At 60.5% G+C, this 14,957-nt stretch carries 17 protein-coding genes; 15 read left to right on the top strand and 2 right to left on the bottom strand.

Annotated elements, in window-relative coordinates; translation table 11 throughout:
• The first annotated feature begins 8 nt into the window (after positions 1–8).
• The 11 genes from ACM1ZW_RS12085 (at position 9) to ACM1ZW_RS12135 (ending at position 10,625) form a co-directional block, all read left to right on the top strand.
• Positions 9–1,160: a DUF2515 family protein gene (locus tag ACM1ZW_RS12085; RefSeq protein ID WP_416740601.1), complete on the top strand. Its 1,152-nt coding sequence runs from the start codon at positions 9–11 to the stop codon at positions 1,158–1,160.
• Positions 1,157–1,840: a hypothetical protein gene (locus tag ACM1ZW_RS12090; protein ID WP_416740602.1), complete on the top strand. Its 684-nt coding sequence runs from the start codon at positions 1,157–1,159 to the stop codon at positions 1,838–1,840. The genes ACM1ZW_RS12085 and ACM1ZW_RS12090 overlap by 4 nt, the downstream gene beginning before the upstream one ends.
• 14 nt (positions 1,841–1,854) lie before the next feature.
• A complete protein-coding gene (locus tag ACM1ZW_RS12095; protein WP_414885061.1) occupies positions 1,855–2,361 on the top strand; it encodes an Hcp family type VI secretion system effector in 507 nt (168 codons plus the stop codon).
• On the top strand, positions 2,358–2,834 hold the full coding sequence (locus ACM1ZW_RS12100) for a hypothetical protein (RefSeq protein WP_416740603.1): 477 nt from the start codon (positions 2,358–2,360) through the stop codon (positions 2,832–2,834). The genes ACM1ZW_RS12095 and ACM1ZW_RS12100 overlap by 4 nt, the downstream gene beginning before the upstream one ends.
• A gap of 153 nt (positions 2,835–2,987) precedes the next feature.
• Positions 2,988–4,055, top strand: a complete 1,068-nt coding sequence (locus ACM1ZW_RS12105) for a DUF2333 family protein (protein WP_017336350.1) — start codon at positions 2,988–2,990, stop codon at positions 4,053–4,055.
• Between the two features lie 3 nt (positions 4,056–4,058).
• Entirely contained in the window at positions 4,059–4,607 is a 549-nt protein-coding gene (locus tag ACM1ZW_RS12110; protein WP_414878214.1) for an NUDIX hydrolase, read from the top strand.
• A 291-nt stretch (positions 4,608–4,898) separates the two neighbouring features.
• Positions 4,899–5,270: a translation initiation factor Sui1 gene (locus ACM1ZW_RS12115; RefSeq protein WP_007947660.1), complete on the top strand. Its 372-nt coding sequence runs from the start codon at positions 4,899–4,901 to the stop codon at positions 5,268–5,270.
• 218 nt (positions 5,271–5,488) lie between these two features.
• On the top strand, positions 5,489–7,402 hold the full coding sequence (gene speA, locus ACM1ZW_RS12120; protein WP_017336352.1) for an arginine decarboxylase: 1,914 nt from the start codon (positions 5,489–5,491) through the stop codon (positions 7,400–7,402).
• Between the two features lie 233 nt (positions 7,403–7,635).
• Positions 7,636–8,952 (top strand): type VI secretion system Vgr family protein, encoded by a 1,317-nt coding sequence (locus ACM1ZW_RS12125; RefSeq protein WP_416740604.1) that lies wholly within the window; start codon positions 7,636–7,638, stop codon positions 8,950–8,952.
• Positions 8,949–9,731 carry a DUF4123 domain-containing protein gene (locus ACM1ZW_RS12130; RefSeq protein ID WP_416740605.1) on the top strand — a complete coding sequence of 261 codons (783 nt, stop codon included), beginning with the start codon at positions 8,949–8,951 and terminating at the stop codon, positions 9,729–9,731. Before ACM1ZW_RS12125 ends, ACM1ZW_RS12130 begins: the two co-directional genes overlap by 4 nt.
• Positions 9,732–9,749: 18 nt before the next feature.
• Positions 9,750–10,625 (top strand): alpha/beta hydrolase, encoded by an 876-nt coding sequence (locus tag ACM1ZW_RS12135; RefSeq protein WP_416740606.1) that lies wholly within the window; start codon positions 9,750–9,752, stop codon positions 10,623–10,625.
• On the opposite strand, the gene ACM1ZW_RS12140 is transcribed toward ACM1ZW_RS12135, so the two are convergent.
• Both ACM1ZW_RS12140 and ACM1ZW_RS12145 read right to left on the bottom strand, forming a co-directional pair.
• The gene (locus ACM1ZW_RS12140; protein ID WP_414878218.1) at positions 10,619–11,968 is read right to left on the bottom strand and encodes an MATE family efflux transporter; all 1,350 of its coding nucleotides are present in this window, start codon (positions 11,966–11,968) and stop codon (positions 10,619–10,621) included. The genes ACM1ZW_RS12135 and ACM1ZW_RS12140 overlap by 7 nt on opposite strands.
• A 203-nt stretch (positions 11,969–12,171) precedes the next feature.
• Positions 12,172–12,465, bottom strand: a complete 294-nt coding sequence (locus ACM1ZW_RS12145; protein WP_017336357.1) for a hypothetical protein — start codon at positions 12,463–12,465, stop codon at positions 12,172–12,174.
• A gap of 179 nt (positions 12,466–12,644) precedes the next feature.
• On the opposite strand from ACM1ZW_RS12145, the gene ACM1ZW_RS12150 reads away from it, so the two are divergent.
• Genes ACM1ZW_RS12150 through ACM1ZW_RS12165 form a run of 4 tightly spaced genes read left to right on the top strand, consistent with a single transcriptional unit; the run spans position 12,645 to position 14,932 of the window.
• Positions 12,645–12,947 (top strand): MazG-like family protein, encoded by a 303-nt coding sequence (locus ACM1ZW_RS12150; protein WP_414885066.1) that lies wholly within the window; start codon positions 12,645–12,647, stop codon positions 12,945–12,947.
• On the top strand, positions 12,947–13,696 hold the full coding sequence (locus ACM1ZW_RS12155) for a methyltransferase domain-containing protein (RefSeq protein WP_416740607.1): 750 nt from the start codon (positions 12,947–12,949) through the stop codon (positions 13,694–13,696). The genes ACM1ZW_RS12150 and ACM1ZW_RS12155 overlap by 1 nt, the downstream gene beginning before the upstream one ends.
• 12 nt (positions 13,697–13,708) lie before the next feature.
• Complete coding sequence (locus tag ACM1ZW_RS12160; protein WP_416740608.1) at positions 13,709–14,320, top strand: DUF4136 domain-containing protein; 612 nt, start codon at positions 13,709–13,711, stop codon at positions 14,318–14,320.
• Between the two features lie 54 nt (positions 14,321–14,374).
• Positions 14,375–14,932 (top strand): DUF4136 domain-containing protein, encoded by a 558-nt coding sequence (locus tag ACM1ZW_RS12165; protein ID WP_017336361.1) that lies wholly within the window; start codon positions 14,375–14,377, stop codon positions 14,930–14,932.
• The last annotated feature ends 25 nt before the right edge of the window (positions 14,933–14,957 follow it).

Here is a 14,957-nt window from a genome sequence, read left to right on the forward strand (position 1 = left end):
CACGAATCATGACCCAGTGTTTCAAAGACCAACCCAGCGATCAGCAGCGCCTCAACCACAACAGCACCCCCATCGCTGACTGTGAATGCAAAGAGGAGCTGCTTTATGGCAGCAAGGCACTCATTACCGACGTGCCGATTCTTACTTGCGCCTGCCTATGGCGACACTACCAGCGCGAGGCGGAAGAGATTGTCGCACCCGGTGGGGTACTGATTGCCGACCCGGTAGAGCGCAACCGCGTGATCAACGCTGCCTACGCTCGCCTGTGGCTGCACGATTCAAGGTTTCAGTGGGCCGGGCTGGCGGCATTTGCCTCCAAGCAGGTCGGCTGCGGATTACTGCATGCGGCGGACAGTATCGACCTCATTCGCAAGGAGTACGAGGCGCGGCAGCGTGTGCGCGATAGCCGCAGCGAGTTCGGGTTGCTGACGCCAGACAAGATGGCCGAGCAGGCGGATGAGTTGCGTGGCTATAAGGAAGCGGATGCGCGTAATCCTGTGCCCTCTGTGGACTTTCGTTCAACGGGTGAGGACTTGTCGCTGGTGCAGCAGCAGTTCCGGCATGTGCACGACATGATGGCGCTGGGGAATACCACGCTGTTTCTGGATATTTATCCGTTGCATGAGTTTTATGCGAAGCGTGGGTTCAGAGAGCTGAAACAGTGCTTGGGAGCACGAGCGGGAATATTTGGGCATCCGAAGTTTCCGGTGCTGTGGCCGGTGGGGGAGGAAAAGCTCGAATTCGGGCTGGATTACACCGAGATTTTTCTGGGTTTTGAGGCGATAGAGGACGGAGATATTGCCGCAGGTGTTAAGCATTTGGCGCGGCATGAGCAGAAGAATATCCTCCAGCCAACGATTTACCAGGACCGCCAACTGGTAGCTTTGCTGCGTGCCAATCACGCCTCCTACGTTACGGGGTTTCCTTCAGGCGTTGCCCAGGCGATTGAGTTGACCCTTACCAGTCAGTGTCAGCGTGTCGGGGACGGGCGCACCGTCGATTTTGGCGACAACCCACTGGCGGACTTGTCCGACATCAATCAGCGAATGGAATTCGTGCTCCAGGCAGCGACACGCTTTGATCGGATGCTCGGTGACCACAACCGTTATGCATTGGAGCAGTCAATCAACGAGATCGCAGCAAGCGGTAGTAGTCAATGACTCTTCGATCACATTGGTTCGGCTGGCGCTGCGGCGCCTTTCTTCTTGTCCTGGCTGGCCTGACGTGGGCCGTCATACACCGCCTGACGCAACCTCTCTGGGATGAACCCGAAATCGTCGTGGAAATGGGGGGGACGTATGAAAACCTGCTCAGAAACTCTTCAGCTCCCTTTAGTCCGGAGATCCGTGACCGCATCTGGTTCGGCATTCCCATGACCGACGCACGATTGCGATTTGTTGATCCACAGTTCGGATTCACCACGCCGGCGGCGCGCTTTTTCACTGTCAATTTTGACGACAATGTCATTTCCGGTATCCGCATGTCCCCGCAGGTCGAACCGCTGCTAATCGATGATGCCCTCAAGGTAGTTCTCGATCTGCAAGACCAATGGCGTGAAAAAGGTTGGGTGGCAAAGGGGCTGCGAAACAATCCCACAATCTCCGATACCCCTGAGTGGCGGGCCTACTTGAGTAAAGGAATTCTCTCCGGACGATCCTATTGGCAGGCGGGCGACAAGTATCAGGCCATGCTGATAATGGGGCGTTTCGAGGATTATCGAAATCCGAGTCAGGAACGCTACCTCATCACCTTGGACCTCGGTAAAGCCTGGCGGCCCTTTGACGAAATCGAAGACATGTACGACGAGCCCAGTCACTTCCCCGCCCCACAACCCAAATAAAAAGGAGCCCCACCATGCCAACTCCCGCCTTCATGACCCTGCGCGGCGAACGACAGGGCCTGATCAGCGAAGGTGCCTTCACCGAGGCGTCGGTGGGTAACACCTTCCAGAAGGGACGTGAGGACCAGATCATGATCCAGGCTCTGAGCCACGGCATTTTCGTGCCGAAAGGGTCGGGTGCAGGTCGTCGGATGCACAAGCCCTTGATCATCACCAAGACCATCGACAAAGCGACACCGCTGATCAACAACGCTTTATGTTCTGGAGAATTGCTGAAAGTGTGCCGCGTCGAGTGGTATCGCACCTCGGCTCAGGGAATTCAGGAGCACTTCTATACGATGGAGCTGGACGACGCGGTCATCATCGGCGCGGAAGTGCTCATGCCTCATTGCCAGGATCCCGGCACTGCCCACGTCACTCAACTGGAGAAGGTTCACTTCAGTTATCGCCGGATTTACTGGCGGCACGAAATCAGCAGAACCATGGGCGCTGATGAGTGGAGCACCGAGGTGCAAGAGTGAGGTTGGTCAACGAGTTCGGGCTGTCCGAGTGGGAGCGCCAACACGCCTGGCCCACTGAGCAGGCGCTGGAACTGGTGCGCCAGGCGCTGATGGATCGACAGCCTATCGATGGGCTGGACGAGTTGCGCATCGGGCTGGTGATCGACACTGACAGCGAAGTGCTTGACCAGATCGAGCGGGGAGAGTGGTGGTTGGTCAGGCCTGAAGCCGATTACGCTGACTGGGTCATGCCGGAGCGGAGCTTTGATCCTGCGATCATGGAGCTGATGCAAAATCCCCCCGCCCAGGCCACAAGATCGCCAAGGCTCTTTCGCCTCCTGGACAGCGTAACCGGTGAGCCGCTGGCGCAGCGTCACTATATCGCGACGGTGGATGGGGACACGGCGCCGCGCAGAACTGACGGAAAGGGCATCGCGCATCTTTTTCTATCGGCGGAGGTTCAGCCAATCTCAATGAAGGTCACTGGCGTTTAACACGGGCAGGGCGGCTCGGGTTCATGGACACGGTTTTCACCGCTACCTGACGGTAATTTACCCGGATAACCTGACGACGGGTGCCGGGCAAAGGCACGTTGTTGTATGGTTGTGGTCGAACCGATGAACTCAAGTGATTGAAAGGATATCGCCATGCTGGACTGGAAGAACCGCGCGGGCAGCGCGCCTGAACGTGCCGCCGAACCGAAATCGGCCACCCGCAGCTACATCGGCGGCCTGTTGTTCAGCCGGGCGCTGGCCACGTTGATCGGCCTCTACCTGATTGTGGCCGTTGCGCTTGGCTGGTACTGGAGCCAGGAGCCGGCGCTGTTCCCGGTTCAACAGAATGCCCAGGTGGCTGCCGAGAAAGAAGGCAAGCAGATGGTCATCGGCTACACCACGGTCGAAACCCTCAAGACGGTTGCCGACACCTTGTTGACCAAACCGGGCGGTTACATTTCCAACGATCGTTTCCCGCCGGGCCTGTGGATGGATAACACGCCGAGCTGGGAATATGGCGTGCTGGTCCAGGTCCGCGACCTGACGCGTGCGTTGCGTAAAGACTTCGCCCGTTCGCAATCGCAATCGGCCGAAGACTCCGATCTGGCGAAAGCCGAGCCGCGTTTCAACTTCGACAATAAAAGCTGGGTGCTGCCGTCCAGTGAGTCCGAGTACCTGGAAGGCATCAATTCCCTGAGCCGCTATCAGGCGCGCCTGTCCGATCCGACGCAGAAAAACGCGCTGTTCTATGCCCGCGCCGACAACCTCAACAACTGGCTGGGCGATGTGGGCACCCGCTTGGGTTCGCTGTCACAACGTCTGTCGGCCAGCGTTGGCCGGGTCAAACTGAACACCGCGCTGAAAACCGAAGTGGTCGCGCCGGGTCAGGTGCCACAGGTGGACGAGGAAGTCGTCGAAACACCGTGGATGCAAATCGATAACGTGTTCTACGAGGCTCGCGGCCAGGCCTGGGCGTTGTCCCATCTGCTGCGCGCCATCGAGGTCGATTTCGCCGATGTGCTGGCGAAAAAGAACGCGACGGTCAGCGTGCGCCAGATCATTCGTGAGCTGGAAGCCTCGCAAGAGCCGGTCTGGAGCCCGATGATCCTCAACGGCAGCGGCTTTGGCGTGCTGGCCAACCACTCACTGGTCATGGCCAACTACATCTCCCGGGCCAACGCAGCGGTGATCGATCTCCGTCAACTGCTCAATCAGGGCTGAGTCATGGTCGATAGCGCCAAAGAGGCCGCCCATCGCGCAGCCTCGGATGCCGAACAGATCGCCTGGGTCGACGAGCAGGACAACCTGCTCGGCGCTCTGGTTCGCTCCGACCTGCGCGAGCGCGGGCTGATCGGCCGCGGCACGTACATCATGCTGTTCAATTCCGTCGGAGAGCTCTGCGTGCATCGGCGCACGTTGAGCAAGGCGATTTATCCCGGTTACTGGGATGTGGCGGCAGGGGGCATGGTGCTGGCCACCGAAACCTACGCCGAATCGGCCGCCCGTGAACTGGAAGAAGAGCTCGGTGTGAGCGGTGTGGAACTGACCGCCCATGACCATTTTTTCTTCGAAGACACTGGTAATCGCCTCTGGTGTTCGGCGTTTTCGGCGGTGTGGGACGGCCCGTTGATCCTGCAGTCGGAGGAAGTGCTCGAAGCGCGCTTTATTCCCGTCGATCAGGTCATGCTGGAAATCCAGCAAAAGCCTTATTGCCCGGACTCTTTGGCCGCCTTGAAGCGCTATCTCCGGGCTCGCGGGGAAGACGTCGCATAAGAGGCATAAATTGGCGCCGATTGGCTCTTAGCAATCGGCGTTTTTGCCGTTACACTGCGCGACCTTTTCAAGCTGAACCGGCATTGCTTTTTTTAGGAGCTGCCGCAGGCTGCGATCTTTTGACATTGCTTTTGATTCAACATCAAAAGATCGCAGCCTCGTTGCACTCGCCAGCTCCTACGCAGGGCTGTACCGGTTCAGTAGCGCTGCCCCTGCCTGAGTGGGGCTTCGCGGTCGATGGCACTTGCCCAAGTGCCGCGACCAGTCTTTGTCCTCCCAAGAGGATTGCCGGTGGCCAAAAAAGCCGCATCCTTCGCCGCCCTTGGTGGCCTGGTATTTTCCACCGACGCAGGTCGTCATTGCCCGGAATGCAGTAAACCGGTGGACGCCTGTATCTGCAAACAGACCGTTATCCCGGCCGGCGACGGCATCGCTCGCGTGCGTCGCGAAAGCAAGGGGCGTGGCGGCAAGACGGTGACCACCATCACCGGCGTGCCGCTGGCCGAAGACGCGCTCAAGGACCTGGCCACCACGTTGAAGAAGCGCTGTGGCACCGGTGGAGCGTTGAAAGACGGAATCATTGAAATCCAGGGCGATCATGTCGAGCTGCTGTTGGGCGAGCTGATCAAACTCGGTTTCAAGGCGAAGAAGTCCGGCGGCTAGCAGCCTCTGTGAAAACCACCCCCGGCTTGATCCGGGCCTGATTCAACCCGGGTCCGCCGTCGCCTACATGGTTTTCACAGAGCCTGTTCTGACCGGTTTCTAAACTCACTGCGGTCAGCGAGGTCTATCCCCTCGTTGACGAACCGTCATTTTCATCCTTTAGACTGCGCCGGCCTGAACCCAGGCGACGCTCTATGACTTCTTTATAGGGGACTTCAATGTCCGTACGACGCACACGCAAAGACGATGGCAGCCAATGGACAGTTGCGGACAGCCGCAGTGTTTACGGGATTCGCCATTGGGGGGCCGGGTATTTCGCGATCAATGATGCCGGTCGCGTCGAGGTTCGTCCGAACGGTCCGACCAGTTCGCCCATCGATCTGTTCGAACAAGTCGACCAGCTGCGCAAGAGCGGCCTGTCCTTGCCGTTGCTGGTACGTTTCCCGGACATTCTGCAAGACCGCGTGCGTCAGCTGACCGGCGCGTTCGACGCCAACATCGAGCGCCTGGAATACCAGAGCAAATACACCGCGCTGTACCCGATCAAGGTCAACCAGCAAGAAGCGGTGATCGAGAACATCATCGCCACGCAAAACGTGTCGATCGGCCTCGAAGCCGGTTCCAAGCCAGAGCTGCTGGCGGTACTGGCGCTGGCGCCGAAGGGCGGGACCATCGTCTGCAATGGTTACAAGGACCGCGAGTTCATCCGTCTGGCGCTGATGGGCCAGAAGCTGGGCCACAACGTGTTCATCGTGATCGAGAAAGAATCCGAAGTGGGACTGGTGATCGAAGAAGCCGCCTCGCTGAAGGTCAAGCCGCAGGTCGGCCTGCGTGTGCGTCTGTCGTCCCTGGCCTCGAGCAAGTGGGCAGACACTGGCGGCGAGAAATCCAAGTTCGGTCTGTCGGCGGCGCAATTGCTGTCGGTGGTCGAGCGTTTCCGCGCGGCGGGCCTTGACCAGGGCATTCGTCTGCTGCACTTCCACATGGGTTCGCAGATCGCCAACCTGGCGGACTACCAGCACGGCTTCAAGGAAGCGATTCGTTACTACGGCGAACTGCGCAACCTCGGCCTGCCGGTGGATCACATCGACGTCGGTGGCGGTCTGGGCGTCGACTACGACGGCACGCATTCGCGCAACGCCAGCTCGATCAACTACGACATGGACGATTACGCCGGTGTCGTGGTCGGGATGCTCAAGGAATTCTGCGACGCGCAGAGCCTGCCGCACCCGAACATTTTCTCCGAAAGCGGCCGCTCACTGACCGCGCACCACGCCATGCTGGTGGTGCAAGTCACCGACGTCGAGAAACACAACGACGACGTGCCGCAGATCGAAAACAAGGAAGCGCTGCCGGAAACCGTGCAGTGGCTGGTTGACCTGCTCGGCCCGACCGACATCGAAATGGTTACCGAGACCTACTGGCGCGCCACACACTACATGAGCGACGTGGCCACCCAGTACGCCGACGGCAAGCTGACCCTGGCGGAAAAAGCCCTGGCCGAGCAATGCTACTTCGCCGTGTGCCGTCGCCTGCACAACTCGTTGAAAGCGCGTCAGCGTTCCCACCGTCAGGTGCTCGACGAACTCAACGACAAGCTGGCCGACAAGTACATCTGCAACTTCTCGGTGTTCCAGAGCCTGCCGGACACGTGGGCCATCGGCCAGGTCCTGCCGATCCTGCCGTTGCACCGTCTCGACGAAGAACCGCTGCGTCGCGCCGTATTGCAGGATCTGACCTGCGACTCCGACGGCAAGATCAAGCAATACGTCGACGAGCAGAGCATCGAGACCAGCCTGCCAGTGCACGCACTGAACGAGGGCGAGGATTACCTGCTGGGGATTTTCCTGGTCGGCGCCTATCAGGAAATTCTGGGCGACATGCACAACCTGTTCGGCGACACCGACTCGGTGAACATCTACCAGAATGCCGACGGCAGCGTATACCACGCGGGTATCGAAACCCACGACACCATCGAAGACATGCTGCGTTACGTGCATTTGTCGCCGGAAGAGCTGATGACTCACTACCGCGACAAGTGCGCCAGTGCACGCATCACCGCCGCCGAACGGACCCAGTTCCTCGACGCATTGCGTCTGGGCCTGACCCGTTCGTCTTACCTGTCTTCTTGAGGTAAGTCGCCGCGCTCATCAGGTTGTCTGAAATTGTTCCGCATGCTGCGGAAATTTCGGATGACCTGGTGCGGCGGTTCTCTATTTCCCCGCGAAATTGCCCACACTCCCGGCTATCAAAGCCATATGGTCTTCTTTTCGCGTAGGCCATTTCCTAAGTTGTACTTCGGCACTCTACTCAGCCATGGCTCTCGGCGAGAATCCCCGGCCGCCCCTCCTGTAGAGAATCGCCGATGTTCGATCCAGTCAACGAACCTTCATTTCGTCTGGACGTAGCCGGTCTGCCCGACCCTTTCGAAGTTCTGGCCTTTACCGGTAGAGAAGCGATCAGCGAGCCCTTTGTGTTCGATATGGACCTGCTGATCGATGACCCGACGCTCGACCTTGCGAGCTTGCTGTACCGCCCGGCCGCTTTACATTTCGGGCCGGAGGGCAGCACGGTGCATGGTCTGTTGCATGAACTCGTCCAGCGTGACCATGGCCCGACAGTCAGGCTTTGCCATGTGCGTCTGAGGCCCAGGCTGGCTTGCCTTTCCCAGCGTTTCAGTCGACGCATTTTCAACGACGTCTCGGTGCCCGAGATTCTCAGCCAGGTGCTCAAGGAGCACGGCATCACGGGTAAGGATCGACGCTTCGAACTGAGTGGCGATTATCCGCCCCGTGATTTCTGCACGCAGTATCGGGAGTCGGATTTGCAGTTTCTCCAGCGCCTGTGCGCCCAGGAGTGCCTGCATTATCACTTCGAGCATCACGCACGCGGGCACTGCGTGGTGTTTGGTGATGGTCGTGGCCATTTCCGTCCCGCTGCGAACGCGCCGTTCCAGGTCGATGGCGAGCAACCGGCGGTGCGGCAGTTTCAGCTTCAGGCGGGGCAGCGTACCGTGCCGGGTGTGGAAGGTCGTACAGACTTGCCGACGTTGCGCAGTGGTCAGTTGATGCCGTTGTCCGGCCACCCGGTAGCCGACTGGAATCATTTGTGGCTGCTGACCCATGTCGAACATCAGGGTAGTCAGGATCCAGTGGCTCCCTACAGTAATCGGATCCGTGCGCTTCATGGAGCCACCTCCTTCGTCCCGCCTCCCTGTGCGGTGAAACCGCGGATGCACAGCCTGCAACGAGCCTGGGTGGTCGATGTCGATGAACCTCGGCCGGATCCCTCTCGGCCAGTGGCCGTGCAGTTCGACTGGCTCTATCAGGGCGAAGGCGCGGCCCCCAGCCATTGTTGGCTACCGCTGGCCGCTGAGCTGGAGGATCCGAGCGTCTCGCTGCTGAGCGAGGGCACCGAGGTGGTGGTGAGCTTTATCGAGGGCGATCCGGATCAGCCGCTGATTTGCGGGTTTCTTCATACGCCGTCGCGGGTCGAGGTGGTCGAGGAACCCAGCCCGCCAGAGGCCGGCCCACTCCATGACGGTTTGCTGGAACTGCTGCGCTCGGGTGAACCCTTGGTGCTGTTGTGTCTGTTACCCGGCGGCGGCAGCTTCAGCCACTGCTCGCAGGCGCTTTGCACCTGTCGGGCGGCGACGCTGTTTGGCCAGAGCGGTGCTGCATGATTGGCGCAACCCCGCAATGGCTGTTGCTGGACGTCCCGAGTGCGACTCAGGCGAGCGCAACACTGCAACAGGTATTCTCGCAGACCCAGCGGTTCTGGCTGTTCGAGGGCACCGAACTGCAGGCGTTGCGTGAAGACGGCCCGGCGCTGGTCGACCTTCGAACGTGCCCGGCGCTGGCCGAGTTGTGCTACAGCGATACGCAGGCCTTGCGTGGCTTGCTGATTGTCAGCGAGGTGTCGTCATCGCGATTGCTGGCGCATTTACGCCGCATGCTCATTGTGACTTGCGGGCTGCACCATCGAGCCTTGTTGAGTTATTACAATCCGAACACGGCCAGTTACTTTTTCGACGCCTGTGATGCCCGCGAGCTGAGTCGCTGGCTGGGACCGATCAGTCAGTTGCACTGGTTCGGCGGGACGTGGGCCGATCGAGCGATCGGCAGTCAGGGCTGGCAGCAGTTGTTCAACCCGGGGCTCGCCGTCAGCCCGCTGGCGGTCGAAGAAAGCCTCAGCCCCCGTCAGCGGGAAACCCTGCAAACCTGCCTGCTGGAACAGCATGCCTGGCACTGGAGCCAATCCACCGGGACCGATTACCGCCGCTTGTGGTCCCATGTGCAGGAAGGGCTGGCGCTGGGTTTCAGCGAACGGCCGGTACTCGATGGCTGGTTATGGCTACGCTTGCAGTACCCCCGCGCTTCGCTGGTGCCGCCATTATCGGGGCTGACCCAGCAGGAACGCCTCGATAGCCTGCGCATTCGGTGGCAGAACGATCAACCCTGAATACGAGGTACGGCATTAATGACGAGCACTCTGCGGCGACTGTTCTGCCTGGCAATGGGCGGGTGTCTGCTGTTGGCGATGACGGCGTGCTCGCCACTGAAATTGCTCAATGCCCTGACGCCCGACGGGAGTTTCGACAAGACCGAGGGCATCGCCTACGGTGCTGATCCGCGGCAAAAACTCGATGTGTACGTGCCGAGTCATCCCGTGGCGAACGCCCCTGTTGTGGTGTTTTTCTATGGCGGCAGCTGGAACAGCGGGTCCCGCAGCGATTACGGGTTTGTCGGCGAGGCTTTGGCGTCTCGGGGGATTGTCGCGGTGCTGGCAGACTATCGGTTATATCCGCAGGTGCGTTATCCGCTGTTCCTGGAAGATGGCGCAAAAGCGGTTGCCTGGACACACGAACACATTCGGCAGTTTTCCGGGAATCCGCAGCGGCTATATCTGATGGGCCACAGTTCCGGGGCGTACAACGCTGCGATGTTGGCGCTGGACCCCGACCTGCTCGGCGCGGTAGGCCTGTCGCCGCACAATCTCAGCGGCTGGATCGGTCTGGCGGGACCGTATGATTTTTTGCCGATCAAGAATCCGGACGTACGCCCGGTATTTTTCTGGCCGGATTCACCGCCGCAGTCGCAGCCGATCAATCACGTCAGTCGTGGCTCGCCGCCAGCCTTGTTGATGGCCGCGACGGACGATGAGCTGGTCAACCCGGCGCGCAACACCGGCGGCCTGGCGCGCAAGCTGCGCGAGGCGGGCGTATCGGTGCAGGACCTGTACTTCTCGCGTCCCGGCCACGCCACGCTGGTAGCGACCCTGTCACGACCGATGCGCGGTCTGGCGCCGGTGCTGGAGCAGGTCGCCGCGTTCGTGAAGGCGACGCCGGGTCAGTGAGCCCGGCCGCTGAACCAGCCGTCGTTGTTGCGCAGAAACCAGGCAATCACACCAAGGGTCAGGCTGCGCAGCACCATGAACAACAGGAAGGTTATCCACAGTCCGTGGTTGCCCAAACCTTGCAACGCCCAGCCAAACGGCAAAAGTAGAATCACGGTCAACAGCATGCCGTTGCGCATTTCCCGAGCGCGGGTGGCGCCGATGAACAGCCCGTCGAGCAAGTAGCTCCAGACCGCGATCAAGGGCAGGGCGGCGAGGTAGGGCAGGTAGATGAACGCCGTATCGCGCACGCTCTGAATGTCAGTCTGCATCTCGATGAACAAGTGCCCGGCGAACAGAAACAGCACGGCAAACCCCAGGCTCGCCAACAACGACCAGCCACAGGCAACGACCAGTGAGCGGCGCAGGGCATCACGGTCGCGAGCGCCAATGGCATGTCCGCACAACGCTTCCACCGCGTGGGCCAGGCCATCGAGCGCATGGGCGGTCAGCAGCAGCCCGTTGAGCAACAAGGCGTTGGCCGCGACGGTGGCGTCACCCAGTCGTGCGCCCTGTACGGTGATCAGGAAAAACACTGATTGCAGCAACAGGCTGCGGATGAATATGTCGCGATTGACCGCCAACAACGGTCGCCAACTCTGCCACAGCGCCAGTGCGGCCCAGGCGATGTGGCCGGGGTAGGCGCGCAGGGCCTTGCGGGTCATCAGCAGGCCGATCAGCGCGCCGGTCCATTCGGCGATTACCGAAGCCCGGGCCGAACCGACCACGCCCCAATCCAGGCCGAGGACGAACCACAGGTTCAGCGCAATGTTGACCAGGTTGGTGCTCAGCAGAATCGCCAGTGGTGCCCGGGCGTTTTGCGTGCCGAGGAACCAGCCGACCAGCGCATAACTGGCCAGCGCGGCCGGGAGGCCGAACAACCGCGTGTGAAAGAATTCGCGGGTCAGTTGGTCCAGCTCTGCCGAGGGTTGCATGAAGTGCAACGCGACTCCGCTCAACGGGATGCCCACCGCCCCCAATGCAATGGCCAGAACCATGGCCAGCAACAGCCCCTGCAACAGAATCTGCCGCAACGCTGCGCCATCCCCGCGTCCGGCGGCCTGGGCGGCAAAACCGGTGGAGCCCATGCGCAGAAAGCCCATGGCCCAGGCGAGAAAGGTATACAGGCTGGCCCCGACCGCGACAGCGCCCAGTTGATGGGCGTGAGGCAAGTGGCCGATGACCGTGCTGTCGACCAGCGCCACCAGTGGCACGGAAATGTTCGAGAGGATCATGGGCGCGGCGAGTGCCCAGACCCGGCGATGGGTCGGGCGGTCGCGCCAGTCGGCAATCAGGTTGGACATGCAGGCTCCTTGGAGAGCCGGCATTGTAGCGATACATGCGAATCCGCAGCATCAATTGTGGCGAGGGAGCTTGCCCCGCTGGGTCGCGAAGCGGCCCCAACCCCCGACTTCGAGTGTATGCAGACACACCGCGCTGGCTGATTTACGACTGCTTCGCAGTCGAGCGGGAGCAAGCTCCCTCGCCACAGTGTTTTGTGCGAGGGCTAGTGGATTATCCAGCTAAGCAACCACAACCCCAGCAGCAACCAGATGATCCCCATGATGACCGACGCATTCATGAACGCCCGGATCGCCGACCACAACAGCATCAGCCCCAGGATCAACGCAATGATGCTGATGATCGATGTGTCCATGCCCAGCGCGCGGGACAATCCTTCGACAAAATTGCTGCCGGCATGGCTCAACAGATTGAACAGGCCGCTGAGGGCGTCAACGATAAAGCGGATGACTGAACCGATTGCCTGGCCGAGCCATTCGAAAAAACTTTCTACCTGCATGTCGTTAACGTCCTGATGTAAGTGGTTGAGCCTTGGGCCATTGAACGCGGTGGCGAGTTCCCTGTAGGAGCTGCCGGAGGCTGCGATCTTTTTGATTATGGAGCAAAGAAACGCGCCTTACCGAGATGCTTGCCTTCCTCAGTCATCCCCCCGAAGCTATACGCCTTCAGGAGAGCCCGATGAACCTTGTTGAACTGACCGAACGCCTGCACGCCATCCGTGACCGCAATGACTGGCGGAAATTTCACAGCCCGAAAAACCTGGCCATGGCCGCGAGCGTGGAAATGTCCGAACTGGTGGAAATCTTCCAGTGGCTGAGCGAAGACCAGTCACGCCAGTTGCCGGCGGACAAACTGGCCCATGCCGGGCAGGAGGTCGGTGACATCGTGCTCTATCTACTGCTGCTGTGCAGCGAGTTGGGGCTGGACATGAATGAAGTGGTGCGCAGCAAACTGGCGGACAGTGAACGGAGGTTCAGCTGATGAGTGACCGTCATTTCGATCAACTGGCAACCCGTTTCGCCGAAAAGATCTACGGCGGCGCCAAGGGCGCGATCCGCCTGGCGGTGCTTCAGGCCGACCTGGCCGAAACCCTGCCTGACCGTCCGCTGCGTGTGCTCGACATCGGCGCCGGCCTTGGCCACATGTCGTTGTGGCTGGCCCAGCGCGGTCATGACGTGACGCTGGCAGAGCCCGCCGAGCCGATGCTGGAAGGCGCCCGCCAGCGTTTTGCCGACGCCGGCCAGACGGCTACTTTCATACAGGCGCCGTGGCAGGATTTGCTCGGCCAACTCACCGAGCCCTACGATCTGGTCCTGTGCCACGCGGTGCTGGAATGGCTGGCGGAACCCCATGCAATCCTGCCGGTACTGCATCAATTGACCAAGCAGGATGGCTGGTTGTCCCTGGCCTTCTACAACCGCGATGCGCTGATCTATCGCAACCTGCTCAAGGGGCACTTCCGCAAAATGCGCAAGAACGACATGGCGGGTGAAAAGCAGAGCCTGACCCCACAGCAGCCGCTTGATCCGCGTGAATTGGCGGCGCAACTTGAAGGCCTGTGGCAGGTCGAAGCCCAGAGCGGGGTGCGTGTTTTTCACGACTACATGCCGGTGGAGTTCCAGGCCCGCGCCGAACTCGTGGACTTGCTGGAAATGGAACTGGCCCACCGTCGTCACCCAAGTTTTGCCGGGCTTGGGCGCTACTTGCACTGGATCTGTCGGCCGGTCTGATCGGAGCGCGAAATGAAACGTCGTTCAGGGTTACTGGTGATCTGTCTCGGGTTGGCTGCCTGCCAGGGCACCAATCCCTACGTGGCAAGTTCCAAACCGTTGCCGCCGGCGCCACCCGAGGCGGCTAACACCTTCGATCGCAGCGCCTACCCGGCTGCGCCGCGTGACTACGGTCGCTACCGCAGCTGGGCGTGGCTCAACGGGCGCATGCCCGCGGGGTCGGCCTGGGCGGATTCGGCGCAAGTCGCCGAGGCCGTGAGCAATGCCCTCGATCAGCGCGGTTTGCGGCCGCTGCATGACAATCGCCCGGCGGACCTGTTTGTCAGTGCCAATCTGCATCTGGAAACCCGCTTGCGTCAGGTCCGGGACGACTATGGTTATTACGGCGGCTATGGCGGTTACAACCACTACGGCAGCGGTTATGGCATGTACAACACGGTGCCGATCGTTCGCACGTATTCGGAACAAGTCGTGGTCGTGAGGGTGGACCTGTTCGATGCGCAAAGCGGTCAACCGGTGTGGAGCGCGAGCGCCGAAACCGCCAACAAGGGCAGCCAGAGCGCCCGCGCCGATGCCATACGGGAGGCTGTGGAAAAGGCCATGTCGGCGTATCCTCCCAGTTAGCTTCTGCAATCAGGAAGCGTTCCGCAGGTTCATGTCTTCAATCGGAGAATCATCATGTTCCGCCGTCTCGCTTTACTGGCAGTGGCCGCGCTCCTGAGCGCCTGCGCCGCCAACCAGGTCAATCATGACTTCGACGCCAGCCGCGACTTCGCCGCCTATCGCAGCTGGAGCTGGAAAGACCCCGCCCTGCAATATCGCCCCGATGACCCACGGATCAAAAGCGACCTGACTGAACAGCGCATTCGCCAATCGGTGGCCGATCAGCTGGATCAGCGTGGCCTGCGCCCGGCCGCTGCGGGCAAACAGGGTGATTTGAGCGTGCAAACCTACCTGATCGTCGAAGACCGTCAGCAACAAGTGACCACCAACTACGGCGGCGCGTGGGGTAACCCGTGGAATGGCTACTGGGGCGGGCCGATGTACAACGAAACCCGCAACATCAGCTACAAAGTGGCAATCATTCAGATCGACCTGCTCGACGGCAAGGACGGCAAACTGGTGTGGCGCGGCAGTGACGAACAAATCCTCAGCCGCTCACCGAACCCGTCGGATCGCAGCACGGCGATACGTGAAACGGTCGGCCGGATACTGGCCAACTACCCGCCCAAGTAAGCCGGAACCCCCGCTCCCACTGTTT

The organism is Pseudomonas sp. NFX71, assembly GCF_048079215.1.
Taxonomy (GTDB): domain Bacteria; phylum Pseudomonadota; class Gammaproteobacteria; order Pseudomonadales; family Pseudomonadaceae; genus Aquipseudomonas; species Aquipseudomonas fluorescens_B.

Bases quoted from the DNA above. Each gene is read 5' to 3' on its own strand.
- ACM1ZW_RS12085 (WP_416740601.1), top strand. From the start codon at position 9: ATGACCCAGTGTTTCAAAGACCAACCCAGCGATCAGCAGCGCCTCAAC.
- ACM1ZW_RS12090 (WP_416740602.1), top strand. From the start codon at position 1,157: ATGACTCTTCGATCACATTGGTTCGGCTGGCGCTGCGGCGCCTTTCTT.
- ACM1ZW_RS12095 (WP_414885061.1), top strand. From the start codon at position 1,855: ATGCCAACTCCCGCCTTCATGACCCTGCGCGGCGAACGACAGGGCCTG.
- ACM1ZW_RS12105 (WP_017336350.1), top strand. From the start codon at position 2,988: ATGCTGGACTGGAAGAACCGCGCGGGCAGCGCGCCTGAACGTGCCGCC.
- ACM1ZW_RS12110 (WP_414878214.1), top strand. From the start codon at position 4,059: ATGGTCGATAGCGCCAAAGAGGCCGCCCATCGCGCAGCCTCGGATGCC.
- speA (WP_017336352.1), top strand. From the start codon at position 5,489: ATGTCCGTACGACGCACACGCAAAGACGATGGCAGCCAATGGACAGTT.
- ACM1ZW_RS12125 (WP_416740604.1), top strand. From the start codon at position 7,636: ATGTTCGATCCAGTCAACGAACCTTCATTTCGTCTGGACGTAGCCGGT.
- ACM1ZW_RS12130 (WP_416740605.1), top strand. From the start codon at position 8,949: ATGATTGGCGCAACCCCGCAATGGCTGTTGCTGGACGTCCCGAGTGCG.
- ACM1ZW_RS12135 (WP_416740606.1), top strand. From the start codon at position 9,750: ATGACGAGCACTCTGCGGCGACTGTTCTGCCTGGCAATGGGCGGGTGT.
- ACM1ZW_RS12140 (WP_414878218.1), bottom strand. From the start codon at position 11,968: ATGTCCAACCTGATTGCCGACTGGCGCGACCGCCCGACCCATCGCCGG.
- ACM1ZW_RS12145 (WP_017336357.1), bottom strand. From the start codon at position 12,465: ATGCAGGTAGAAAGTTTTTTCGAATGGCTCGGCCAGGCAATCGGTTCA.
- ACM1ZW_RS12150 (WP_414885066.1), top strand. From the start codon at position 12,645: ATGAACCTTGTTGAACTGACCGAACGCCTGCACGCCATCCGTGACCGC.
- ACM1ZW_RS12155 (WP_416740607.1), top strand. From the start codon at position 12,947: ATGAGTGACCGTCATTTCGATCAACTGGCAACCCGTTTCGCCGAAAAG.
- ACM1ZW_RS12160 (WP_416740608.1), top strand. From the start codon at position 13,709: ATGAAACGTCGTTCAGGGTTACTGGTGATCTGTCTCGGGTTGGCTGCC.
- ACM1ZW_RS12165 (WP_017336361.1), top strand. From the start codon at position 14,375: ATGTTCCGCCGTCTCGCTTTACTGGCAGTGGCCGCGCTCCTGAGCGCC.